This window comes from Pedobacter gandavensis (assembly GCF_032677645.1).
GTDB classification, from domain to species: domain Bacteria; phylum Bacteroidota; class Bacteroidia; order Sphingobacteriales; family Sphingobacteriaceae; genus Pedobacter; species Pedobacter gandavensis_A.
In genome coordinates this window covers 295,349-319,242 of the sequence record NZ_JAVTSB010000002.1, presented here as the reverse complement: position 1 = coordinate 319,242, position 23,894 = coordinate 295,349, and the positions used below count along the sequence as shown (strand labels likewise).

At 43.1% G+C, this 23,894-nt stretch carries 17 protein-coding genes; 15 read left to right on the top strand and 2 right to left on the bottom strand.

The genetic code is table 11. From position 1 onward, the window contains the following. Nucleotides 1-48: 48 nt before the first annotated feature. Together R2Q66_RS04820 and R2Q66_RS04815 are read right to left on the bottom strand one after the other, a co-directional pair. Entirely contained in the window at nt 49-546 is a 498-nt protein-coding gene (locus R2Q66_RS04820; RefSeq protein ID WP_316746866.1) for a DinB family protein, read from the bottom strand. A gap of 166 nt (nt 547-712) precedes the next feature. Continuing rightward, nucleotides 713-1,552: a DUF6266 family protein gene (locus R2Q66_RS04815; protein ID WP_316746865.1), complete on the bottom strand. Its 840-nt coding sequence runs from the start codon at nt 1,550-1,552 to the stop codon at nt 713-715. A 266-nt stretch (nt 1,553-1,818) separates the two neighbouring features. Between R2Q66_RS04815 and R2Q66_RS04810 the strand changes: the two genes are divergently transcribed. The 15 genes from R2Q66_RS04810 (at nt 1,819) to sprA (ending at nt 23,807) form a co-directional block, all read left to right on the top strand. Then, nucleotides 1,819-2,997 carry an amidohydrolase family protein gene (locus tag R2Q66_RS04810; RefSeq protein WP_316746864.1) on the top strand — a complete coding sequence of 393 codons (1,179 nt, stop codon included), beginning with the start codon at nt 1,819-1,821 and terminating at the stop codon, nt 2,995-2,997. Further along, nucleotides 2,998-3,948 (top strand): nitronate monooxygenase, encoded by a 951-nt coding sequence (locus tag R2Q66_RS04805; protein WP_316746863.1) that lies wholly within the window; start codon nt 2,998-3,000, stop codon nt 3,946-3,948. A 103-nt stretch (nt 3,949-4,051) separates the two neighbouring features. Further along, on the top strand, nt 4,052-4,324 hold the full coding sequence (locus R2Q66_RS04800; RefSeq protein ID WP_316746862.1) for an acylphosphatase: 273 nt from the start codon (nt 4,052-4,054) through the stop codon (nt 4,322-4,324). Nucleotides 4,325-4,327: 3 nt separating this feature from the next. After that, complete coding sequence (locus R2Q66_RS04795) at nt 4,328-5,812, top strand: oligosaccharide flippase family protein (RefSeq protein ID WP_316746860.1); 1,485 nt, start codon at nt 4,328-4,330, stop codon at nt 5,810-5,812. Between the two features lie 45 nt (nt 5,813-5,857). Next, nucleotides 5,858-6,289 (top strand): dUTP diphosphatase, encoded by a 432-nt coding sequence (dut, locus tag R2Q66_RS04790; RefSeq protein ID WP_316746859.1) that lies wholly within the window; start codon nt 5,858-5,860, stop codon nt 6,287-6,289. A gap of 93 nt (nt 6,290-6,382) precedes the next feature. Next, complete coding sequence (locus R2Q66_RS04785; protein WP_316746858.1) at nt 6,383-8,077, top strand: tetratricopeptide repeat protein; 1,695 nt, start codon at nt 6,383-6,385, stop codon at nt 8,075-8,077. Beyond that, nucleotides 8,055-8,843: a DUF4292 domain-containing protein gene (locus R2Q66_RS04780; protein ID WP_316746857.1), complete on the top strand. Its 789-nt coding sequence runs from the start codon at nt 8,055-8,057 to the stop codon at nt 8,841-8,843. Before R2Q66_RS04785 ends, R2Q66_RS04780 begins: the two co-directional genes overlap by 23 nt. A gap of 22 nt (nt 8,844-8,865) precedes the next feature. After that, nucleotides 8,866-10,224: a murein hydrolase activator EnvC family protein gene (locus tag R2Q66_RS04775; RefSeq protein WP_316746856.1), complete on the top strand. Its 1,359-nt coding sequence runs from the start codon at nt 8,866-8,868 to the stop codon at nt 10,222-10,224. Between the two features lie 55 nt (nt 10,225-10,279). After that, nucleotides 10,280-10,702 carry a twin-arginine translocase TatA/TatE family subunit gene (locus R2Q66_RS04770; RefSeq protein ID WP_316746855.1) on the top strand — a complete coding sequence of 141 codons (423 nt, stop codon included), beginning with the start codon at nt 10,280-10,282 and terminating at the stop codon, nt 10,700-10,702. Between the two features lie 10 nt (nt 10,703-10,712). After that, nucleotides 10,713-10,919: a twin-arginine translocase TatA/TatE family subunit gene (locus R2Q66_RS04765; RefSeq protein WP_316746854.1), complete on the top strand. Its 207-nt coding sequence runs from the start codon at nt 10,713-10,715 to the stop codon at nt 10,917-10,919. 39 nt (nt 10,920-10,958) lie between these two features. Further along, complete coding sequence (gene gatA / locus R2Q66_RS04760; protein WP_316746853.1) at nt 10,959-12,377, top strand: Asp-tRNA(Asn)/Glu-tRNA(Gln) amidotransferase subunit GatA; 1,419 nt, start codon at nt 10,959-10,961, stop codon at nt 12,375-12,377. Between the two features lie 23 nt (nt 12,378-12,400). Further along, entirely contained in the window at nt 12,401-13,636 is a 1,236-nt protein-coding gene (locus R2Q66_RS04755; RefSeq protein ID WP_316746852.1) for a lytic transglycosylase domain-containing protein, read from the top strand. Nucleotides 13,637-13,720: 84 nt separating this feature from the next. Then, nucleotides 13,721-16,036 (top strand): NADP-dependent malic enzyme, encoded by a 2,316-nt coding sequence (locus R2Q66_RS04750; RefSeq protein WP_316746851.1) that lies wholly within the window; start codon nt 13,721-13,723, stop codon nt 16,034-16,036. Nucleotides 16,037-16,039: 3 nt separating this feature from the next. After that, the gene (gene ruvA, locus R2Q66_RS04745; RefSeq protein WP_316746850.1) at nt 16,040-16,624 is read left to right on the top strand and encodes a Holliday junction branch migration protein RuvA; all 585 of its coding nucleotides are present in this window, start codon (nt 16,040-16,042) and stop codon (nt 16,622-16,624) included. Between the two features lie 7 nt (nt 16,625-16,631). After that, nucleotides 16,632-23,807: a cell surface protein SprA gene (gene sprA, locus R2Q66_RS04740; RefSeq protein WP_316746849.1), complete on the top strand. Its 7,176-nt coding sequence runs from the start codon at nt 16,632-16,634 to the stop codon at nt 23,805-23,807. Nucleotides 23,808-23,894 lie beyond the last annotated feature (87 nt).

Sequence of the window (23,894 nt, the reverse complement as noted above, 5' to 3'; positions counted from 1 at the left end):
CAAAATATACCCACATAAACTATCAAAATATTGTAAAGCTATGATATTCTAAAATTTAGGGTCGTCAGCACTAGGGCCGTAACTGCCCGGAATTGGGATGTCTAATAAGCGTAGAAAGACCCCTAACTGTGCCCTGTGGTGGATAATCTGGGATAAAGTGTGTCTGATCAGACTGCCTTTTGTGAAGGTAGAATAAATTTGCTCCCCATTTCGTAAAATCCAGGGTTCAGAGAGGATTTCTTCTTTTGCTGCGGATAAGTGTGAGGTACTATCTTTTAAGGATTCTTCAAAATGTGCCATCAGTTCGGCATGGGTGTTGATGATTTTGGGCTCATAAGGCACGATGGCAAAGTCGAGGCCATCTGTAGTTACGCCATAGGTAATCCAGGTTGGTAGTTCTGCAACATGAGTAGCAAGCGCTCTTAATTTCATGCTTTTTGGGTGTGGCTGCCAGTCGAATTTTTCCGCAGGTACAATAGCCAGCATTTTTCGTGTAGTTTCTGACTCCTGTGCCAGTTCTTCTAAGAACATTTTAATCATTTCCATTTCTTTGTGTTTTAAGTTGTAGCAAGTTGTTTCTAAAACACTTCAGCTGTAAAACTTGTGTTTTAGAACGCGTGTTTTAAATTGTAACACAAAGAAAAGATGGCCGACTGACAACCCTATGTCAGCTGGTTTTATTTTTAACCACATTCCCGAAGATTTATGAGATTCAGGAAGGAGGACCGGAAAGGTTTTTAGGGATGGAATGTTGAAACAGGTTTAAGGGTTGGGTGATTTGCGCGCAATAGCCAGGGCTGGCAGGGGCTTTATGCCTTGCTTGATGGGGTTTTACAGCCTGATTTCGATCATTTTCCGTGTTTTCTGTTTTCTTTAGTATTTCCTTTTCCGGCTCAGGTTTTTCAATCTCTTTAGCTATTGAACCGGCATAAACACTGTCTGAAATCTCCTCGCCACCGGGCGAAATGAACGTAATATAGGCTTCCATTTGTGCGCCATACAGATTGCCATCGATATAAAGCGTGTCTGTTCCTTCGTGCCTTCTTGCACCACTTAAGCTGGAATATGATGTTTTTGATTCTGGGAAATAAATGAGCAACATGGCCCTGTCGTTACGGTGCCCGGTCAGCATTTTTTCAGGCATTTCCCATTTAAATTCAATACCGAGGCGGGAATCTGGCTTTGAAATCCCAGGTTGATCTGCCGGACGCAGGCTACCTTTACTCAGCATGGCTTTAGGATAATCAATACTGATGTTAGGGTATTCGCCCGTTAAAGCGTGTTTTTTGTTATAAGATAGGGCCTCATTATAGGTGTTCCGATCGGTTCCGATCACTTCATGCTGGAAACCTAATTTGATGAAATCCTGCATCCTCACCAGGAACTCATTAACCACCGTCATCTTTTGATAATTGGCCAGTTTAGGTAGGGTTGGCGATTTAGTGGTATGGCCGATCATTCTGATCACGTTTTTTCCGTGCAGCGTATAGCCTACCAGATTACCTACGCGACCATTAAAAGCACCAAATAGACCATTGTTTAGATTTCCCATAGCATGTTGAATTAGCAATCAGTGTTTTACTAATATAGGTAATGGCTTCGGTATCTGGTTGATAAGGGGTTCAACTGTGTTCATATTAACATGATCGTTACATAGTGCCCGGATAGTCCTTATATAGTCCTTGAAAGGTCATTTTGATCATGGAAGGATCATCCAACCATCTTGTAACCATTGAGAGAGGTTCTTGTAAATTAAGGGGCAATACGAAAACAAATCGAAAGCAGCCCGAATCGCTAAAATATCTTTCCTTTGTATTTATGATTTCTTATATCTCTGCGTCTTATGTTTATCCGGTGAGTTCCGGCCCCCTGAAAGAAGGGGTAATTGCTTTAGATTCCAATGGGCTGATTCTGGAAATCCTGTCGGCTGCCGAAGCGCGGTCGAAAGGGATTACTGAGGTTAAATTTTATGAGGGGATCCTGGTTCCTGGATTTGTAAATACCCATTGCCACCTGGAACTCTCTCACCTGAAAGGTAAAATTGCAAAGCATACCGGATTACCGGGATTTGTGGAACAAGTGATCCGACAAAGACAGGCAACGGATACAGAAGTCATCGACGCGATGGAAATCGCAGACCGGGAGATGTATGCGCAGGGAATTGTAGCAGTCGGTGATATTTCCAATAAACTGATTTCAAAAGAAGTCAAAGAAATCAGCGGAATCTATTACCATACTTTTATTGAAGCCATGGGTTTCAACCCGGAGAAAGCTTCCGATATTATCGAAGCAGCAAAAATCATGAAAAAAGCTTTTCAACCTTTAAAAGCTTCCATCGTTCCGCATGCACCTTACTCGGTATCCGATAATTTATTCAACGAAATTAACAAGGAAGCCGAAACACATCAGGATCTTTTGAGTATTCACAACCAGGAGACCCCGGAAGAGAACGAATTTTTTGAACATAAATCCGGCAGCTTTTTGAAACTGTATGAATTCCTCGGTTTAAATATCGACTTTTTCAAAGCCACAGGGAAAACCTCGCTGCGCTCTTATTTACCAAAACTTTCTCCTTCCCTGAAAACATTGTTAGTACACAATACATTTACGAGTCAGTCCGACCTGAGTTTTTCAAAAGAAAACCACCCGGATCTATATTGGTGTTTATGTCCGAATGCAAATTTATATATAGAGGATAAATTGCCGGAGCTTCCGCTATTTTTAGCAGCAGGTGTAAAAATCACCCTGGGAACAGATAGTCTGGCCAGCAACGACGAACTTAGTATTGTTGCAGAAATGAAAACTTTGCAGCAACACTTCAAAATCTCTTTAACGGAGCTGCTGAACTGGGCAACCTTAAATGGCGCTGAATTTTTAGGAATTGAAGATCGTTTCGGAAGTTTAGCTGCCGGAAAAACTCCGGGCATCAATCTGCTCGAATTTGTGGATAAAGATGGGGAAATGTGGATTACAGGTAATATCAAAAGATTAGCATAAATGAAAAACAGGATTACCACCTTATTTCAAATTAAATACCCGGTGATTCAGGCCGGGATGGTTTGGTGCAGTGGCTGGCGACTGGCTTCGGCTGTTTCCAATGCTGGCGGACTCGGCATCATCGGTGCCGGATCGATGTATCCCGAAGTCTTAAAAGAACACCTGAGAAAATGTAAACAGGCAACGGATTTTCCTTTCGCTGTCAATGTGCCCTTACTTTATCCCAATGTGGAAGAGGTCATGAAGATCATTGTAGCAGAAGGTGTAAAGATTGTGTTTACCTCTGCCGGAAATCCGGCCACCTGGACCAGCTTCCTGAAAGAAAATGGAATTACAGTGGTTCATGTGATCGCCAATACCAAATTCGCTTTAAAAGCAGAAGCCTGTGGTGTGGATGCGATCGTAGCAGAAGGCTTTGAGGCTGGCGGACATAACGGAAGGGAAGAGACCACTACCATGTGTTTAATTCCGATGGTGACGGAGGCGGTTAAAATTCCGGTCATTGCTGCTGGTGGTATCGGAAGTGGTGCTGCAATGCTGGCCGCGTTTGCATTGGGTGCGGAGGCAGTTCAGGTTGGATCAGCTTTCGCGGTTGCAGAGGAGTCTTCTGCACACCCGAATTTTAAATCTCAGATCCTTGCCGCCAAAGAAGGGGACACACGTCTGAGCTTAAAAAAACTAGTTCCTGTGCGGTTGCTGAAAAACAGTTTTGCCGAGGCAGTGGCGCAAGCCGAAGCGGAAGGTGCTGATGCGGAGGAGCTAAAACAGCTTTTAGGTAGGGCAAGAGCCAAATTGGGGATGTTCGAAGGAGATATGGAAGCCGGAGAATTGGAAATCGGACAGGTATCTGCAATGCTGGGGGAAATTAAATCTGCTGCAGAGATTCTGGATGTCATCTGGCAGGAATTTCTCCTGGAAAAGAATAGAATTTCTCAGCTAAAGTTCGGGTAAATTAACACCACCTTCGAAAAGAATCATAAATTTGATCCCATCCATAAATGTCTACACTTTAATAGCTGGTTAACCAGCATTGAAAATATACAAAACAAAAAGAATGAAACACATCAACATAAGAGTTACCGGAAAGGTGCAGGGAGTATCCTTTAGAGAGACCACAAAAGCAATAGCAGATCAAATGGGTGTCCGCGGAATAGTGAAGAATGAAAAAGACGGAACCTTATATCTGGAAGCAGAAGGAGACGACGCTTCTTTAGAAGTTTTTGAAGAATGGTGTAATGAAGGGCCTGACAGGGCAAAGATTGAAACTGTAGAAGTAACTCCCGGAGAATTGAAGGGCTACCAAAATTTCGAAATCATCAAGAAATAACGCGTGTCTGTCATCAAGAAATTCCTCGGTCAGACTGCAATCTATGGTTTAAGTACGGTATTTTCCAGACTGTTTAATTTTATCCTGACCCCGATTTATACCAGCAAGTTTGCTGCGGGGACGTATGGTATTTTCACTACGATGTATGCCTATGCCTCGATGATCAATGCAATATTGGCATTTGGGATGGAGAGTACCTATTTTAGGTATCTCAATAAGCACGAGGATAGAAAACAGGAGGTGTACAACAACTCCTTCCTGGTGATCGCTTTCATTTCTACCCTGTTTTTAATTACAGGGCTGGTGTTGGCAAATCCGATTGCCGCTTATTTAACGGATGATCCGAAACAACTCACAGATTATAAACACTATGTGCAGTTCTTCATTGGAATCTTGTTTATCGATGCGATTTGTGTGATTCCATTTGCCAAACTAAGGGCAGATGAAAGGCCCATAAAATATAGTGTAATCCGGTTTTTGAACATTGGCTGTTTTGTAGGATTCAACCTGCTGTTCATCTATGTGATTCCATGGATCATTAAACACGATTGGCCAATGGCCGAATGGTTGTCGTCCTGGTACCGTGGGGTTTGGGTAGGTTATGTATTTGTAGCCAATTTAATTGCCAGTATAGTCACCTTTATGATGTTGCTGCCGGAGTTTCTAAAGCTTCAGCTGAAATTTGATAAAGAGCTGTTCAGTAAAATGTTTTCTTACTCCTGGCCGGTATTGATCGCCAACCTTTCCTTTATCGTGAACGAAAATCTGGATAAGATTGTCTTGAGCAGGTTGTTGCCAGATGCCATTGCTGATTATGAAGTAGGGGTTTATGGTGCTGTTTGTAAGATTGCCATCTTCATCAGTATTTTCGTAACCGCCTTCCGCTTAGGTGCAGAGCCTTTCTTTTTTAGTCATGCTAAAAAAGAAAATGCCAGGCAGACTTACGCCATTATCCTTCAATATTTTGTGATCGCTTTGGTGATTTTGTTTGTTGGTTTAATTGCCAACATAGAACTCCTGAAGCATTTTATCCGCAAGCCCGAGTATTGGGTGGGATTACCGGCAGTGCCTTATTTGCTGTTTGGTTACGTTTGCCTTGGGGTATATTCTAACCTCTCTATCTGGTATCGTTTATCAGATCAAACCCGTTTCGGTTTATACATTTCGATCATTGGCGCAGCAATCACGATTGTGTTTAACTTCGTGCTGATTCCAAAATATAGCTATATGGGCTCTGCATGGGTTTCTATGCTCGCGTATTTTGTGATGATGGTGATCTCTTATATATTAGGCCAGAAATATTACCCGATACCCTATAACCTGAAAAGAATTCTGATCTACCTCATCATTTCGGTGGTACTGGTCATTTTATCTTTCTGGGTATTCAACAGGAATATTTATATTGGAAATATGTTGCTTTTTGCTTTTGTTGGTGGCATCGCATATTTCGAAAAAGACCAGTTGAAAAGCATCTTGTTTAAGAAGTAACAAGGGCATTTTTAAGATTAATAATACATAAAAACAATTATTGCAATGAAAATCAATATCATTAACAACTCCGGACACGCTTTACCTCAATATGAAACTGCTCATGCGGCAGGAATGGACATGCGTGCTTTTGTGGAAACTGAAATCACCATTAAACCTTTGCAACGCATCCTGATCCCAACTGGATTACACATTGAGTTGCCTGTAGGTTTTGAAGCACAAATTCGTCCTCGTAGCGGATTGGCTTATAAACATGGCATCAGTATTGTAAATTCACCGGGAACAATCGACGCAGATTACCGCGGAGAGATCAAAGTATTGTTGGTGAACTTATCTGATACTGACTTTGTAGTGAACAATGGTGATCGTATCGCACAAATGGTGATTGCAAAACATGAAACCATTTCATGGGAAGCAGTAGCCGAATTGTCGGATACCGCACGTGGTGCTGGTGGTTACGGTCATACTGGTAAGTAATTATTTGAAGGGAGCTTATCGGAGCAATCACTCCGGGAAGATCCCTTCGGAATTAACCTTCAGAATAACCTTCTGAAAATAAATAAAACAAGGATGAAGCAAAGGACTCTTTTACTGTCATTACTTTTTGCAGGCTTGTCGGCTGCGGCACAACAACCTGTAAAACCAGGATTGGATAGTACGGAAGTAAAGGCCCTTTTCTTCGCCGGATTACGGGAAAAGCTGAATGAAAATTACAGCAAGGCAGGGGAGAGTTTCCAGAAAATCCTGACCCTCGATCCCAAAAATGCAGCGGTTTATTATGAACTCGCCAGTCTCAACTATCGCCAGAATAAACTTCCTGAAGCAGAAACAGCCATTAAACAAGCCGTAGCACTCGATAAGAACAACGTGTGGTATTGGAAGATGATGGCCGAACTGTATAAACGCAAAGGAGAAATGGAAGGCCTGGTTGGTGTTTTTAACGAACTAATCCGATTGTCGCCGGACAATGATGCGTTTTATTTTGACAAGGGAAATGCCTTGTTGTTATTGGGTAAAACGACGGAAGCGCTAAAAGCTTACGATGATCTGGAAAGGAAATTCGGGGTGTCAAAAGCGCTGATTCAGGCCAGGCACCGGATAGACCTGGGTAATAAAAAAGAGGCTGGTAAGGCGGTAATGGAAAACATGCTGACTGCGGGAGCAGATGATGTACCCGGGATGCTCGATCTTAGTCAGTCCATGTTAGAAAAAGGACAAACGGAAAATGCACTCGCCCTGCTTAAAAAGGCGAAAAGCATTACGCCCGAAGACTATGAAATTGATCTGGCTTTAGCCGATTACTATCAGCAAGTCAAGAAAAATATGGAAGCCGGACAGGCCTTAAGGGAGGCTTTCGCCAATCCGGAAATGCCGACGCAAAGAAAAGGTAAAATCATCCTCATGATTGCCGGAAGCGCTAAAAACGCTTCGCGCTTAGACGAAGCTATTGCTTTAACAAAGCTGACTTTGGAAGCCAATGCAAAGGATGCCAATGTGCTGGCTTTGTATGCCGATCTGCTGTACCAAAAAGGCGATATATTAGCCGCATTGCAGCAATATCAGGAGGTATTGAAATTAAGCGACCAGCTGTACCCGGTCTGGGAACGCGTATTAACGATTCAAAATAACTTAGGGAAATATAAAGATGCGGCGAAAACCGGAGAAGAGGCCCTGGCCATTTTTCCGAATCAGGGGATTCTTTATTATTACCTGGCTTTCGCCTTGCACCGTGATCAGCAGAATGCTGCGGCAATGACCAATATTAAGTCGGCCTTGCAGCTGGATGGTGACAATCCGGAACTTCAAGCCCTTGTTTTTGCCTTGCAGGGAGAAATCCTGCTGGACGCGCAAAAATTCAAGGAAGCAAATGCGGCTTTTGATAAGGCGGTGACGCTGTCACCGAATAATTACCTGCTCTTAAACAATTATGCCTTTTATCTCGCGTTGAGTAATCAGGACCTGGAGAAAGCGGAAGCCCTGGCGGCTAAAGCTGCAGCAGCCTTGCCTGGAAATACTTCGGTTGCGGATACCTATGCACTGGTATTGCTTAAACGTGGAAAGTACGATAAAGCGAAAACCTGGGCAGAGCTGGCGATCCAGCATGATGGTGCAGGAAATGGTCTTTATCTGGAACATTATGGCGATATCCTGTTTTTAAACGGGGAACAGGACGCCGCATTGATCCATTGGCAGAAGGCAAGGGATGCAGGAAATGATGCGGCCAATTTAAAACGAAAGATCAATGAGAAGAAATATATTAAATAGCCTGCTTTTTGTGGCACTGGTTTCTTTAACCATGGCTTGTAAAACAAAGAAAAAAGTAGTGGTAGTGCCTCCCGTAACAGGTGTGGCTCCGGCAGATGCCAAAAAAACGGAAACCTTAACGATGTTGCAGGGGAAGGATATTTCCTATACCACCTTATCATTAAGAGGAAAAGCCCGTATGGACATCAACGGGGCTGTGAATAATGTGAGCATGAACATCCGAATTCGCAAGGATGAAGGGATCTGGATGTCTATCGGTGGTCCGATGGGGATTGAACTTGGCAGGGTACTGATTACTCCGGATAGCATCAAGGTGCTCAATAAATGGCAGAATGTGTATCTGGGCAAGCCTTTCAGCTATGTGCATCGCTTTACAAATCCGCAGGTGAACTATAAATTATTGCAGGCCATTTTGTCTGGAAATACCATTCCGGAGTTCATGAATACGGAGGCGGATATATTGATTAAAAACGGCGTTTGGGAAATTAGCGGGGAGCAGGAAAATCTGGCTTACCTGGCTTTGTTCAATACCTTGTTTAAGGTGTCGGAGTACCAGTTAAACGACCTGAAATCTGCGAAAGCGCTGAAGGTAGTTTATGGAGATTACCAAAATATGAACGGGACTTTATTCCCTACTACAATCCAGATCAATTCTATGGCAGGAACGCAAAAAATAGCGCTGAATATTGATTTTTCAAAGGTAGAAAGCAATCTTCCGGTAGACTTCCCCTTTAATGTTCCGGGGAAGTATGAAGTAATAAACTGATTTTTTTTATACTTTTGACGCAATGAAGCTAAATAAAATATTATTCCTCTTCTTATTTTTATTGTCCGCCAACTTTGCCGTTGCGCAGAGCAGTTCAGAGCTTAAAAGAAAAAAAGACGCCATACAACGGGAGATAGAACTGCTTCAGAGAAACCTCACGAAGACGGCAAAAAACAAGAAACTTACGCAGAGCCAGATCGATGCCTTAAACACGAAAATCAGTTTAATGCAGGACAAGATTTCGGTGATCAATTCTGAGATTAAGAATCTGGACAACCAGATTCATGAAAATACCAATACGGTGGTTAACCTGAAAGGACAATTGTCGCAGCTTAAAAAAGAGTATGCGGGGATGATTCGTTTTGCACAACGCAACCAGAATGCTTACGACAAGATGATGTTTGTCTTTGCTGCCAGCGATTTCAACCAGGCTTATAAAAGGATAAAATACCTGCAACAGTTCGGTCAGTACCGGAAAAAGCAGGCAGGATATATCCAGGGGACGCAAAAAGACCTGAACTATAAGATTGTGGTGCTGGATAAAAACCTGAAACAGAAAAGCAGTTTGCTGCATGAGCAGGAAAGTGAAAAAGATAAACTGGGCAAGAACAAAAATGAACAGGCCCAGGTGTTGAATAAATTCAATAAGCAGGAAACGAAATACAAGCAGGATATTGTAAGCCGTAAAAAACAACAGGCACAGATCGACAAGAGTATCCGCACGGCAATTGCCCGGGAGATTGAGATTGCGAAAAAGAAAGCGGAAGCTGAGGCGAGAGCTGCAGCAGAACGTGCCCGAATTGCGGCCGCACGTGCCAAAGCGGAAGCAGATCGCCTGAGAGCGGCTGCGGTTGCTAAAGCAAAAGCGGAAAACAAACCGGTTCCTGTTGCCCCGGCAGAGGCTCCTGTAGCGAAGGCTAAAGTGGCTACGGCAAACAGTAGTAACAACTACCTGACGGCAACTCCGGAAGCGGCAAAACTATCTGCTGATTTTGAAAGAAACAGGGGTTCTTTACCATGGCCGGTAGCTACCGGAACCACCACGGAGACTTTCGGTAAGCACAAAGAAGGACAAGCCAGCTATAATAATGCCGGTATTACCATACAAACCAATGAAGGCGCTGCGGTAAGGGCCGTGTTTAACGGAAAAGTTACCACCATAGGAAACGCACTCGGCAAGTATTATGTGCTGATCAAACACGGACAGTTCTTTACCGTGTATCAGAACCTGAAATCCGTTAGTGTAGGGAAGGGAGACGAGGTAAGTACCAAGCAAACCATCGGAACTGTCGCTTCCTCAGGCGATATGCCGGAGCTTCAATTCCAGATCTATAGAGGTAACGTAGCGCAAAATCCTACGGGTTGGTTGTCTGCAAAATAGAGGATTGCGGGAGAAATGTTTATATTTGTATATTGACTTAAAAAATAGAGCTTAAATGTATTCAGGAACAGTATTGGAATTCTTAAATATGGGCGGAGGTGAGATTATGCTGATCCTGGCCGTTGTTCTTTTGTTATTTGGAGGTAAAAAACTTCCGGAACTGGCAAGAGGATTAGGAAAAGGAATCCGCGATTTTAAAGATGCTTCAGACGGTGTGAAAAGAGAAATCCATCGCAATATTAATTCCGTAGGTATCGTAGACGATCTTAACGATGTGATCAACGACAATAGTCGCCACCATCCAAAAGAAACTAGTCTGGAAGAGCAAATGTACCCTGGTAGTACCAACAATACAACCACTGCTACTGAAACTCCTGCCACTACTTCTACCGAAGGAATTGACTTAGAAAAAAAGGATGTAGTAGCTGCAACAAGCCATGAAAATCCAAAAATTGAAACAGATAAAACACAACTTTAACTAAAATATCATGTTAAACACATTCTTAATAGCTGGCTTAGGTGCCTCAGAAATCGCCATTATCTTGGTAATTGTTTTATTACTTTTTGGTGGTAAAAAAATTCCGGAACTGATGCGCGGCTTAGGTAAAGGCATTAAAGAATTTAAAGACGGAAAAGACGGGATGGATGATGCTACCGACAAAGTAGAACAAAACCGTACGAACAAACCACTATAGGTTTTAATCCGATTTTTAAATTTAACCTATTCTTGAAATTTGAAGAAGTATAACTCCTTATCAGAGATACAAACCCTTATTGCTCAAAAAAAACTTAGTTTAACTGAGCTATTGGATCACTATTTTAAGCAAATAGAAACTCAGAAACACCTCAATGCTTTTAATGAGGTGTTTTTTTATTCTGCGGCCGCTCAGGCTAAAGTAGTACAAGAGAAAATTGACAACGGAACTGCCGGCAAACTGGCAGGTATGGTGATCGGTATTAAAGACAATATTTGTTATAAAGACCACATCGTTACCGCATCTTCCAAAATGCTGGAAGGTTTTGTTTCCCCTTATTCTGCTACCGTAGTAGAGCGTCTATTGGCCGAAGATGCCATCATCATCGGAAGACTCAATTGTGACGAGTTTGCCATGGGTGGTTCCAATGAAACTTCTTATTATGGCGTGGTAAAAAACGCGGCAGATACGGAACGTGTTGCCGGAGGCTCTTCAGGAGGCTCGGCAGTAGCGGTACAGGCAGACCTATGCTTATCAGCATTGGGAACCGATACCGGTGGTTCAGTAAGACAGCCTGCGGCTTTTTGCGGTTGTATCGGGATGAAGCCTACTTATGGCCGCATTTCCAGATATGGCGTAATCGCTTACGCTTCTTCTTTTGATCAGGTGGGTACCATCACTTCTTCTATCTCTGATGCTGCGCTATTGCTGGAAATTCTGGCCGGTGCAGACGATTACGATAGTACCGTTTCTAAACAGGAAGTCCCGGATTATACCGCTGGTTTATCAGCAGGAGGCCCGAAAAAGATTGCCGTATTAAAAGAAACACTGGAAAGTGAAGCCTTAGACCCTGAAATTAAAGCGGGTATTCTCAGCGCAATCGAGCGTTTTAAAAGTCAGGGACATACCGTAGAGTATGTATCATTTGACTTGCTGGATTACCTGGTTCCTGCTTATTATGTCTTAACAACTGCCGAAGCTTCTTCTAATTTATCCCGTTATGACGGGGTTCATTATGGGCATCGCAATATGGACGCGGTTACTTTGAACGACTTATACAAGACTTCCAGAGCGGAAGGTTTTGGAGAAGAAGTGAAGAAACGCATCCTGATTGGTACCTTTGTTTTGAGTGCCGGATACTACGACGCGTACTATCAGAAAGCACAACAGGTGAGAAGACTGATCCGCGAGAAAATGGAAGAAATGCTGGTAGATTTTGATGTGATCCTGAGTCCGGTTGCACCAACTCCTGCGTTCAAAATCGGAGAAAACATGGACGATCCATTGGTGATGTACATGGCAGATATTTTTACAGTATTGGCATCTTTGACAGGAATTCCGGCAATTGCAATACCTTTGGGCAATAATAAAGATGGATTACCGTTAAGCTTACAGCTTATGGCAAAGCACTTTAAGGAACAGGAGCTATTATCCCTGTCCCATACATTTTTAACCTAGACCCATGTCACCAAACATTGCCTATGAAAATAAATGTACTTTTTGCATCCTGTTTTGTAGCATTAACCAGCTTTTCAGCAGCAGCTCAGCAACTACGGCAAATCCCAATAGCCTTACAAACTATTGATACGATAGCTGTTCCGGTTTTACCGGAAACACCCACCTTTTACAACCATAATTACGTGTTTAAGGCCCGATTGGATTCTATTCAGAAAATGGTTCCACTCAGTTATAATGAACATGTACAAAAGTACATCGACATTTATAGCGGCCGCAAAGATATGATGGGAAAAATGCTCGGACTGTCCGAGTATTATTTCCCTGTTTTTGAAAAAGCACTGAAAAACTATAACATTCCCGAAGAAATTAAATACCTGCCCATCATCGAGTCTTCGATGAACGCCCATGCGGTTTCCAGGGTAGGTGCCACCGGTTTATGGCAGTTCATGTTTGCTACGGCAAAAGATTACGGACTGAACATGGATAACTTTGTGGACGAAAGAAAAGACCCGGTTCAGGCCAGTTACGCTGCGGCAGCTTATTTTAGAGATGCTTACCTGGAACTTGGCGACTGGCTCCTTGCCATTGCCGCTTACAACTGCGGAATGGGTAATGTGAAAAGAGCCATCATTAAAGCAGATTCCCACGATTTCTGGGAGATCAGACCTTTCCTGCCTTTAGAAACCCGTAATTATGTGCCTGCATTTATTGCAGCCCTTTACGTGATGAAATGCTCCGGTCAACACCACATCGTTGCACAACAATCCCCATTCGTTAAATTTACTGATACGATCCATGTGAACCGTTTTGTGTCACTGTCTCAATTGGCAGGGGCGTTAAACATCGAAGAAGATGCCTTATGTGGCCTCAATCCGGGTTATAAAAAGCGCATTGTGAATGGCACCGAAGCGGAGCCCAAGCGCATCGTGATTCCTAAAGTGAACATGGCGCAGTTTGCGGAGATCTATGAAGTGTTGAACAATGCCGAACTGGAAGTGAACCAGAACGTATATCTGGCTTCTAATGACGACCGTAGACGTGCGAAGAAGAAAGTTGTCGCGAAACCTGCGACTGCAATCAGCTACCATAAGGTAACGCCCGGACAAACACTTGGCGCGATTGCCAATAAGTATCATGTAGAAGTTCAGGACATAAAAGTGTGGAATAGTCTTAAAAGCTCTTCCATTGTACCGGGGCAAAAGTTGAAAATCCACAATCCGGATTCAGAAAAACGTAAACTATCCGCTGTTAAAGGCTAATCTCCGCTTCCCAATACTGATTCCTTTTTTATTTCAGGGCTAATTAAAAGATTGTAACTTTGGCCCTTTATAAATGACTGATTTATGAGTAAAATTAACAGGAAGCAAGATGCTTTGGATTACCACTCGCAAGGGCGACCGGGAAAAATACAAGTTATACCCACGAAACCAACGAACTCTCAAAGAGATCTGGCGCTGGCGTATTCTCCAGGGGTAGCTGAACCTTGTTTAAAAATAGCAGAAAACGTTGAAGATGTATATAAATACACCGCCAAAGGTAACCTTGTAGCTGTAATCAGTAATGGTACAGCAGTTTTAGGTCTTGGCAATATTGGTCCGGAAGCGGGTAAACCGGTGATGGAAGGTAAGGGTCTTCTTTTTAAGATCTTTGCTGATATCGATGTTTTCGATTTAGAACTGGATACTACAAATGTTGACGATTTTGTGAAAATCGTAAAAGCCCTGGAGCCAACTTTTGGTGGGGTCAACTTAGAAGATATTAAAGCACCGGAGTGCTTTGAAATTGAGCGTCGTTTGAAAGAGGAGATGAATATCCCTGTGATGCACGACGATCAGCATGGTACTGCCATTATCTCTGCCGCGGCATTAATCAATGCTTGTGAGTTGCAGAAAAAGAAAATGGATAAGATTAAGATTGTGGTGAATGGTGCCGGTGCTGCCGCGATTTCCTGTACCCGTCTTTATGTTTCTTTAGGTGCTAAAAAAGAAAACATCGTGATGTGCGACCGTACTGGCGTCATCAGAGCTGACAGAGCTGTTCTTGATGCGATCAAAGCGGAATTTGCAACCACCAGAGATTTGAATACTTTGGAAGAAGCCATGAAAGATTCTGATGTGTTCATCGGTCTTTCTTCTGCAGATTGCGTAACAGTAGATATGTTGAAATCTATGGCTAAGAATCCTATTGTTTTTGCAATGGCGAATCCTAATCCGGAGATTGCTTATGAACTGGCTATCAATTCCCGTAAAGATATTATTATGGCTACAGGACGTTCTGATTATCCTAATCAGGTGAACAACGTACTGGGCTTCCCATACATTTTTAGAGGTGCATTGGATGTTAGGGCTACCAGCATCAATGAGGAAATGAAAATTGCAGCCGTGAAAGCAATTGCTGAACTGGCTAAGAAATCTGTTCCTGAGGCTGTAAACATGGCCTACAACGAGAAAAACATCAAATTTGGTAAGGATTATATCATTCCTAAGCCGGTAGATTTGCGATTGATGACCAATGTTTCTTCGGCAGTTGCCAAAGCAGCGATTGATTCTGGCGTTGCCCGTAAAATCATCACCGACTGGGATGCTTATACGGAAGAATTGAAAACCCGTCTGGGTATGGATGATGCGATTATGCGCGCCATCACCAATAAAGCGAAATCTGATCCGAAACGTGTGGTATTCACCGAGGCGGATAATTATAAAATCCTGAAAGCGGCTCAGATCGTGAAGGATGAAAATATTGCGATTCCGATTTTATTAGGAAACAGAGAAATTATCGAGCAAATCATTGAAGAAAATGCACTGGAATTAGAAGGTGTAGAAATCATTGATCCATTGTTGGAGCCGGCACGCATGAAAAAATATGCGGAATCTTTGTACCAAAAGAGACAAAGAAGAGGGGTAACCTTGTTCGAAGCCAATAAGTTCTTACGCGATAGAAATTACTTCGGTGCTTCTATGGTAGAATTCGGTGAGGCAGATGCCATGATCTCTGGTCTGACTAAAAATTATGTGTCTACCATTAAGCCTGCATTACAGGTAATCGGTACCGAACCAGGTGTAAACCGTGTGGCCGGAATGTACATGATGATGACCAAAAAAGGTCCTGTTTTCTTCGGAGATACGACTGTAAATGTAGATCCTACGGTAGAAGAACTGGTAGATATTACGCTACTATTAGACTCTGCGGTACGTAAATTCAACATTCAGCCACGTATTGCCCTACTTTCTTACTCTAATTTTGGGTCAAACGAAGGTGTTGTTCCTGAAAAAGTGAGAAAAGCAGTGAAGATTCTTCACCAAAACCACCCTGAAATCGTTGTAGACGGCGAAATGCAAGGAAACTTTGCGATTAACAATGCTTTATTGAAAGATAACTTTCCTTTTAGTAGCTTAGTGGATGCACCTGCTAACACGCTGGTATTCCCTAATTTAGAGTCTGGAAATATCGCTTATAAACTGTTGCAGGAGCTTGGTGGCGCAGAAGCTGTTGGTCCTATTTTATTGGGATTGAACAAACCTGTTCACATTGTACAGTTGGGTAGTTCAGTTCGTGAGATTGTGAACATGGTAACTTTAGCCGTGTTAGATGTACAATCTAAAGAACAGGAAGCCCTGGCTAAAAAAGGTGGTCTATTAAAAAAGTTAATTAAGAAATAAGCTATGTATGAATATATTGATGGTAAACTGACCTTTAAGTGCCCCGCTTATATTGTTGTGGAGGCCGGAGGGATTGGTTATCATATCAATATTTCACTAAATACTTATAGCAGTCTGGCAGATGTGGAAAGATGTAAGGTTTACCTCTGGACACATATCAAAGAAGATGCACATACTTTATACGGATTTGCAGAGGAGGGAGAGCGCAGGCTCTTCCTTCATCTGGTTTCCGTTTCCGGAATCGGCCCGAATACGGGAAGGATGATGCTCTCTTCGATCACCCCTGTGGAAATCCAAACGGCTATTGTAAATGGTGATTTACCTTTGATTCAACGGATTAAAGGAATTGGTGCAAAAACCGCGCAACGCCTGGTATTGGAGTTGCAAGACAAGTTGAAAAAAGAAGGTACAGGATCATTGATTGCTGCACCATTAAATAATACGGCTAGAGAAGAAGCCTTATCAGCCTTGATGATGCTCGGGTTTGCAAAACAACCAGCCGAGAAATCAATTGATAGTGCAGTGAAAAATGGAGGTACAGATTTAACCGTAGAACAAATGATAAAAATCGCTTTGAAGAACTTATAAAATTACCTTGAAAACCCTATTAACGCTCCTCTTTACCTGTTTGTTCTGCCTTGGCGGACAAGTTGGTTTTTCACAAACTGTGAGACCGCAGGTAAGATATTCCGATACGACCCGAAATTCCTTCAGTTTGAAGGAAAAACAACGATTAGGCCTTAGAAATCTTAACAATTCCTTCAAACCACTTCCCGATAATGTGAAACGGGAGGTCGAGTATGATGCGAAAAATAAACGATACATCATCCGCCAGCTCATTGGCAACCAGTTGTTCGCTGCCCCACAATACCTGACGATTGAAGAATATCAGCGCCTGGTAAACTCGGAGATGAAACGCGACAATTGGCGGATGTATTCCAACGAAGAAATTAATGACGTCAGAAAAAACGGGGTTATCCCCAGTTTAAAGATCAATAGCAAAGCTTTTGAAAAGATTTTTGGCGGTACAACCATAGATATACAGCCTCGTGGTGAGGCTGAACTGACTTTCCTCGGAAGGATCAATAAGAATGAAAATCCGCTGTTTAACGAGCGCCAGCGCGTACAGGGGAATTTTGATTTTAACCAGCGCATTCAGATGGATGTGATCGGTAGTATTGGTACCCGGATGAAGGTCAATATGAACTACAATACCGAAGCACAGTTTGATTTTGAAAATCAGGTGAAACTGGATTATGTGGGTGGTAAGGATGATATCATCCAGAAAATTGAAGCCGGTAACGTGAGTCTGCCTTTAAGCACTTCCCTGATTAATGGTACACAGGCCCTTTTCGGGATAAAAACACAATTGCAATTCGGGAAGCTGAATGTGAGTACAGTGTTTTCTCAGCAGAAATCGCAATCGCGGGAAATCCGCATCAATAACGGAGCGCAACAGAATGAATTTAGATTGAGTGCAGATAATTATGAAGCCAACAAACACTATTTCTTAGCGCAGTATTTTAGACAGAACTACAATAAAACCTTAGCAACACCTCCTACGATTACTTCAGGGGTGTTAATTACCAGGGTAGAAGTCTGGATTACCAATAAAACAGGTAATACCCAGGGTTCCAGAGATGTGATGGCTTTTATGGATCTGGCAGAAAATGCGCCTTATAACCCAACCTTAACCGGTGGTGCTTCGGGCCTTCCTTCCGGATTTGATAGTCCGCAGTTCCCAAGACAATCCAATAATTTATTGTCGCAATTGCCGGCAGATGCCAGGTTTACCAATTCCAATGCAATCATTCCATTTTTCGCGGGTAGCGGTGGCACAGACAACTATGCCAAGCTAACGTATGCAAGGAAACTGGCCGACAGAGAATTTACTTTCCACCCGCAACTGGGTTATATTTCCCTGATCAATGCCCTCAATACGGACGAGGTTTTAGCGGTTTCTTACCGATATACTTACCGCGGGGTGGAGTATCAGGTAGGGGAGTTCTCTACAGATATTTCTTTTGATTCGGCTACGCCAAAGGTGTTGTTCGCGAAGATGCTGAAAAATGAAACTTTGAAAACCAGGCTGCCAATCTGGGACCTGATGATGAAAAACATCTATTCTATTGGTGGTTATCAGATCAGCCCGATGAACTTTAAGCTGGACATTTTCCGCATTGATGATAAGACCGGGGTGGAGAAACCGTATATCGAGGTGGGCGAAAAGCTGGATGCAGACCGGAAGCCATTGAAGAATAAACAGTGGATTCAGGTGACGGGTTTAGACCGTTTAAATCAGCAGCAGGAACGTCGTCCGGATGGGGTTTTCGATTTTGAAGCAGAAAACAAACCTTTTGGTACCAACCAGGATATCGCGTTCAATACGCCGATCAACCCTAATAACAATCCGGGGAATACCAATGCCTCGAATACCAACCTGACCAATTTCTCTACCAATACCATTAGCGGTTATATCACGATCGACCCTTTGAACGGGAAGATCATTTTCCCTTTGATTGAGCCTTTTGGTAAGGATTTGGCCGATCAGTTTGATCCCTCGGAGCTTCCTTTGATCAATCAGTACACCTATCCGGCATTATACGACTCCACAAAAGTGGTGGCGCAACAGTTGTTTAGCAACCAGAACCGCTATTTCATTAAGGGCGCGTACCAGAGTCAGGTAGCTTCGGAGTTCAGTTTAAATTCGATCAATGTTCCGGAAGGTTCCGTAAAGGTGTTTGCCGGTACGATTCCTTTGCAGGAAGGGGTAGATTATACGGTGGATTACCAGGGTGGAAGGGTGAGAATCCTGAATACTGCGATCCTGATTTCCGGTCAGCCGATCAGAATATCGACAGAAAATAATGAGCTTTTTGGTTTACAGCAACGTTCGTTGTTCGGAACCAGATTTGATTATAAGGTTAACAATAAATTGAATTTAGGGGCTACCCTGATGAACCTGACGGAGAAGCCGCTGACCCCAAAGGTGAATGTGGGCGAGGAGCCGATTTCGAACACGATGTGGGGCGTAGATTTAAACTACAGCACGCCTTCCAGGTTCTTAACGAAACTGATCGATAAGCTGCCTTTTATCTCTACCAAAGTTCCTTCGAGCCTGACTTTCTCCGGGGAGTTTGCGCAGTTGATTCCAGGGCATCCGAAAGCGCTGAATGTTGGCGGTCAGAAAGGTGGCGTGAGTTACCTGGATGATTTTGAAGCTTCCCGTTCGGTGATTGATTTGAAGAGTGCCATGGCCTGGCAGTTGTCGGGTACGCCACAGCTGTTTTCTGAATCCAGCAGGATTGATGATTTGAGTTATGGGTTCAACCGTGCTTTAATCGCGTTTTATAACATCGACCCGATTTTCTACAATAAGAATGATGCCACGCTACCTTCTGGTTTAAGGAATAACAAGCAGGAGCTTTCTAACCATTTTGTACGTCAGATTATCGAACAGGAGGTGTTTCCATTTAAAGAAACCGGTTCCGGACAGCCTTTCGCTTTGCCAACTTTAGACGTTGCTTTTTATCCGACTGTTCGTGGTCCTTACAATTATACGCCTACAGGATTTACGCCTGATGGTTTGCTAAATAATCCACGTAGTCGTTGGGGTGGTTTGTTCAGAAGAATTGAAACCAATGATTTTGAAGCTTTGAATATTGAGTTCATCGAGCTTTGGGTAATGGACCCGAATATTTATAAACCGAATGGTTTAGGTGGTGATTTGTATTTCAACATCGGTAACATTTCTGAAGACATTTTGAAAGACGGTAGAAAGTCGCTGGAGAACGGTCTTCCTGCGGATGGTGATCCTTCAAAATTTGATGAAACGAACTGGGGTCGGGTGCCGAAATTGCAACCGGTTGTTCAGGCTTTCGACAATGATCCGAACGCCAGAAAAGCACAGGATGTGGGATTAGACGGTTTGGTGAATAGAGATGAGCAGACGAAATTTGCTGCTGTAGTGAATCAGATTAAAGGTCAGCTGAATCCAGATGCCGCTAATGCGATCGTAAATGACCCTTCTTCGGATGATTATGTGTATTTCAGAGGTTCGCAGTTAGACCGTGAAAACGCAGGGATTCTAAAACGTTACCAGCACTATAATGGTACAGAAGGAAACTCTAAAACCGCAGAGCAATCGCGTGCGGAACTGGGTGTAGAAAACTCGGCTTCGACTTCTTTACCAGACGGGGAAGACATCAACAGAGATAACAATATGACACAATCTGATGAGTACTTCCAGTACAAAGTTTCTATGCGTCCAGCCGATTTAATGGTGGGCCAAAACTTTGTAACGGATAAGGTGACTTCTCAGGTGAAGCTGGCAAACGGTAGTACGCAACCGGTAACCTGGTATCAGATTCGTATTCCTTTGGCACAATGGCAGGACCGTGTGGGTGGGATTCAGGATTTCAAATCGATCCGTTTCATCCGGATGTTCATGACCAATTTTGCCGATACTACGGTATTGAGGTTCGGAAAAATCCAGTTGGTAAGAAGTGAATGGAGACAATATAATGCCAATGATGAGGCTTCACAGACGATTGTGGATCCTGCTTTAGGCACAAATGCACCGGATGGTTCTACCATTGAGGTGGCTACAGTGAACATTGAAGAGAATGGTAAACGGACACCGATTCCTTATGTGATTCCTCCAGGTATTGAAAGGGAGCGTGATTTTAGCAATTACCGTGGAGATACGCGTCAGAATGAGCAGGCTTTATCGATCACTTTTAAAAACCTGAAAGAGGGTTATGGAAGGGCCGCATTTAAGACTGGTTTCAACGATTTCAGGTCTTATAAACGCCTGGAAATGTATGTCCATGCAGAGGCTTTAGGTTCAAGCAATCTGAAAGACAACGACCTGAGTGCCTTTATTAGAATTGGTACCGACAATCAGGACAATTATTACGAGTATAACCAACCTTTAAAGGTGACGTTCCCGGGTACCAGCGATCCTTATGCGATCTGGCCGGAACAGAATAAAATGGACATCACACTGGAGTTTTTCCAGAAAGCGAAACTTGCCAGAAATAACGCCAAAACAAGTACTGGTGCACCATGGCCAATCAATATCCCCTTCAATTATACGGTAGATGGCAAGACGATTACCATCAAAGGACAACCGGATATGAGTAAGGTGCGGGTCTATATGCTGGGGGTTAAAAACCCTTACCATAGCAACGGCGATGATATGATGGATAAGAGCGGGATTGTCTGGTTCAATGAGCTTCGTTTAACGGAGTTTGATGAGCGTGGCGGTTGGGCGGCTACGGCTAGAATGAATGCGAAGCTGGCCGATTTTGCGGATGTAAATGTCTCGGGTAGTAAATCGACCATTGGTTTCGGTGCTTTAGAAGCTAGAGTGAGCGAAAGAAACCGGGCGGATAATGTGTTTTTTGACATCTCTTCGAGCATGGAATTAGGCAAGTTTTTCCCTAAGAAAACAGGGATCAAGGTGCCGGTATTTGTGAGTTATTCGAGCCAGGTGGCTACTCCTCAGTACAACCCGAGCATGCCGGATATTGAATTGAAAAACGCATTGGATGCCTCTTCGAAAAAGCAAAAAGATTCTATCTTAAACTTTGCGCAGGATTATACCACAAGGAGCAGTATCAATTTCACGAATGTGAGAAAAGAAAGAACAGATCCGGAAGCTAAACCAAAGGTTTGGGACATTGAAAACTTTAATGTCAGCTATGCGTATACCAAGTATTCGCACCGCGATTTCATTATAGAAAGTAATTTCCAGAAGACTTACCGCGCTTCGCTTGGCTATAATTATGCCGGATTGCCGAAGACCTATGAGCCTTTCAAAAAGATCATCAAAGCGAATACACTGGCCTTGTTAAAGGATTTCAATTTTAGCCTGATGCCTTCTTCGATTAACTTCAGAATTGATGTGGATCGTTTCTATGCGGAAAACACTTTGAGAAATAATGATCCTAATAATTACATTCCGATCAATACGACTTTCAATAAAAACTTCCTGGTTTCAAGGGTTTATGGTATTTCCTGGAACCTGAGTAAATCGCTGACCATGGACATTGATGCGACCAATTATTCGATCATTGATGAGCCTTATGGCAGGATTCAAGGTTTAAAAAGAGATACGTTATGGCAAAATATGATGCGCTTAGGTCGTACTACGGATTATAGTCACAACCTGAATTTTACGTATAATCTGCCGATTAATAAGATTCCGGGGCTGGACTGGGTAAATGTGGCCACCCGTTACGGAACCAACTTTAACTGGCAAACAGAGCCGCTTTCTACCTTAAGAGATCCGAATATCAACCTTGGAAATACGGTTCAAAACTCGAGAACGGTTCAGGTGAATCCTAATTTAAACCTGGCTTCGCTTTACAATAAGTTCGGCTTTATCCGCAAAGGAAATAAGGACGGGAAACAGAATGTCTGGATCGGTCTGTTAACGAGTGTGAAGAATGTGGTGGGTGCGTATACGCAGACCAAGGGTATCTTTTTACCGGGTTATCTGCCGAGAACAAATTACTTTGGTATCGATGAGGCGACTGGTGCGCCGGGCTTAGGTTTCGTATTGGGTAGTCAGCGCGACATCCGGGAAGAGGCCTTAATGAGAGGCTGGATCACGCGTGATACCTTGCAGTCGCAGTTGTATATTAATACGATGCGCGAAGATTTAAGCTTTACGAGTTTGGTAGAACCGATCAAAGATTTATCAATTACGTTAACCGCCAACCGGAATAAAACGATGAATTATTCTACCAATTTCAGGTATGATGAGGAGTTGAGAGGTTTTGAAAATTTCAGTCCTTTTACCACAGGTGATTACAGTATTTCTTACATCAGTTTAGGAACGGCTTTCTCGGAGAAATCGGGAAGTACGGTGTCAAAATTGTTCAATGAATTTATGTCGAACAGGGTGATTATTTCGCAACGTTTAGGGGCGATGAATCCGAATTCGGCAGGGGTAAGAAATGGGGTTTATGCGGATGGTTATGGCGGAGAATCGCAGGATGTATTGACTGCTGCTTTCCTTGCTGCCTATTCGGGTAAGGATGCGAAGTCCTCCAGTCTGAGTTCTATGCCTAAAATTCCATTGCCTAACTGGCGCTTAAATTACCGTGGTCTGATCGGAATTCCATTCCTGGCAGATCGCTTTAACTCGATCGACCTGAGACATTCTTATCGCTCTGTGTACAGCATCAGCAGCTTTAATTCGTTGTTGAAGTACCAGGAGAATGATGGTGCGGTAGTGAGCAGGGATTTAAATGACAACTTCCTTCCGGTTTTCCAATATGCGCAGGTGACGATTGCAGAACAGTTTGCACCATTGATCGGTATTGATACGCGTTTGAAAAACAACCTGACGGCTAATTTCGAGATTGGCAGGTCGCGTTTACTGGGCTTAAGTATGGCGAATAGTCAGCTGGCACAGTTAACGGAGAACAATCTGGTCTTTGGTTTAGGCTATCGGACCACGAAGTTCAGGTTCCCGTTTGGCTTGTTTAAAGGTTTAAAAATGGACAACAATATGGACTTTAAACTGGATGTTGCGGTTCGGGATAATAAGACGGTAATCTATCGTGCAGACATTCTGGAGGCAGAAGTTTCTTCCGGTGCGAAGAACATTACGCTGAGACCGAGTGTCGATTATATCCTGAATCAAAGGTTTAATGTACGCTTGTTTTACGATTCCAATGTGACTAAACCTTATACTTCTCAAACCTTTAATACGTCATTTAGTAATTTCGGATTTAGTTTGCGAGTTACCCTGAATTAGGCATTGTGATAAATGCTTATATTAATTACCTTTGAATCGGCAGAAGAGCAATCTGAAGCCTGGTTTAAGCAACGACAATAAAAAATT

Bases quoted from the DNA above. Each gene is read 5' to 3' on its own strand.
- R2Q66_RS04820 (WP_316746866.1), bottom strand. From the start codon at position 546: ATGGAAATGATTAAAATGTTCTTAGAAGAACTGGCACAGGAGTCAGAA.
- R2Q66_RS04815 (WP_316746865.1), bottom strand. From the start codon at position 1,552: ATGGGAAATCTAAACAATGGTCTATTTGGTGCTTTTAATGGTCGCGTA.
- R2Q66_RS04810 (WP_316746864.1), top strand. From the start codon at position 1,819: ATGATTTCTTATATCTCTGCGTCTTATGTTTATCCGGTGAGTTCCGGC.
- R2Q66_RS04805 (WP_316746863.1), top strand. From the start codon at position 2,998: ATGAAAAACAGGATTACCACCTTATTTCAAATTAAATACCCGGTGATT.
- R2Q66_RS04800 (WP_316746862.1), top strand. From the start codon at position 4,052: ATGAAACACATCAACATAAGAGTTACCGGAAAGGTGCAGGGAGTATCC.
- dut (WP_316746859.1), top strand. From the start codon at position 5,858: ATGAAAATCAATATCATTAACAACTCCGGACACGCTTTACCTCAATAT.
- R2Q66_RS04785 (WP_316746858.1), top strand. From the start codon at position 6,383: ATGAAGCAAAGGACTCTTTTACTGTCATTACTTTTTGCAGGCTTGTCG.
- R2Q66_RS04780 (WP_316746857.1), top strand. From the start codon at position 8,055: ATGAGAAGAAATATATTAAATAGCCTGCTTTTTGTGGCACTGGTTTCT.
- R2Q66_RS04775 (WP_316746856.1), top strand. From the start codon at position 8,866: ATGAAGCTAAATAAAATATTATTCCTCTTCTTATTTTTATTGTCCGCC.
- R2Q66_RS04770 (WP_316746855.1), top strand. From the start codon at position 10,280: ATGTATTCAGGAACAGTATTGGAATTCTTAAATATGGGCGGAGGTGAG.
- R2Q66_RS04765 (WP_316746854.1), top strand. From the start codon at position 10,713: ATGTTAAACACATTCTTAATAGCTGGCTTAGGTGCCTCAGAAATCGCC.
- R2Q66_RS04755 (WP_316746852.1), top strand. From the start codon at position 12,401: ATGAAAATAAATGTACTTTTTGCATCCTGTTTTGTAGCATTAACCAGC.
- R2Q66_RS04750 (WP_316746851.1), top strand. From the start codon at position 13,721: ATGAGTAAAATTAACAGGAAGCAAGATGCTTTGGATTACCACTCGCAA.
- ruvA (WP_316746850.1), top strand. From the start codon at position 16,040: ATGTATGAATATATTGATGGTAAACTGACCTTTAAGTGCCCCGCTTAT.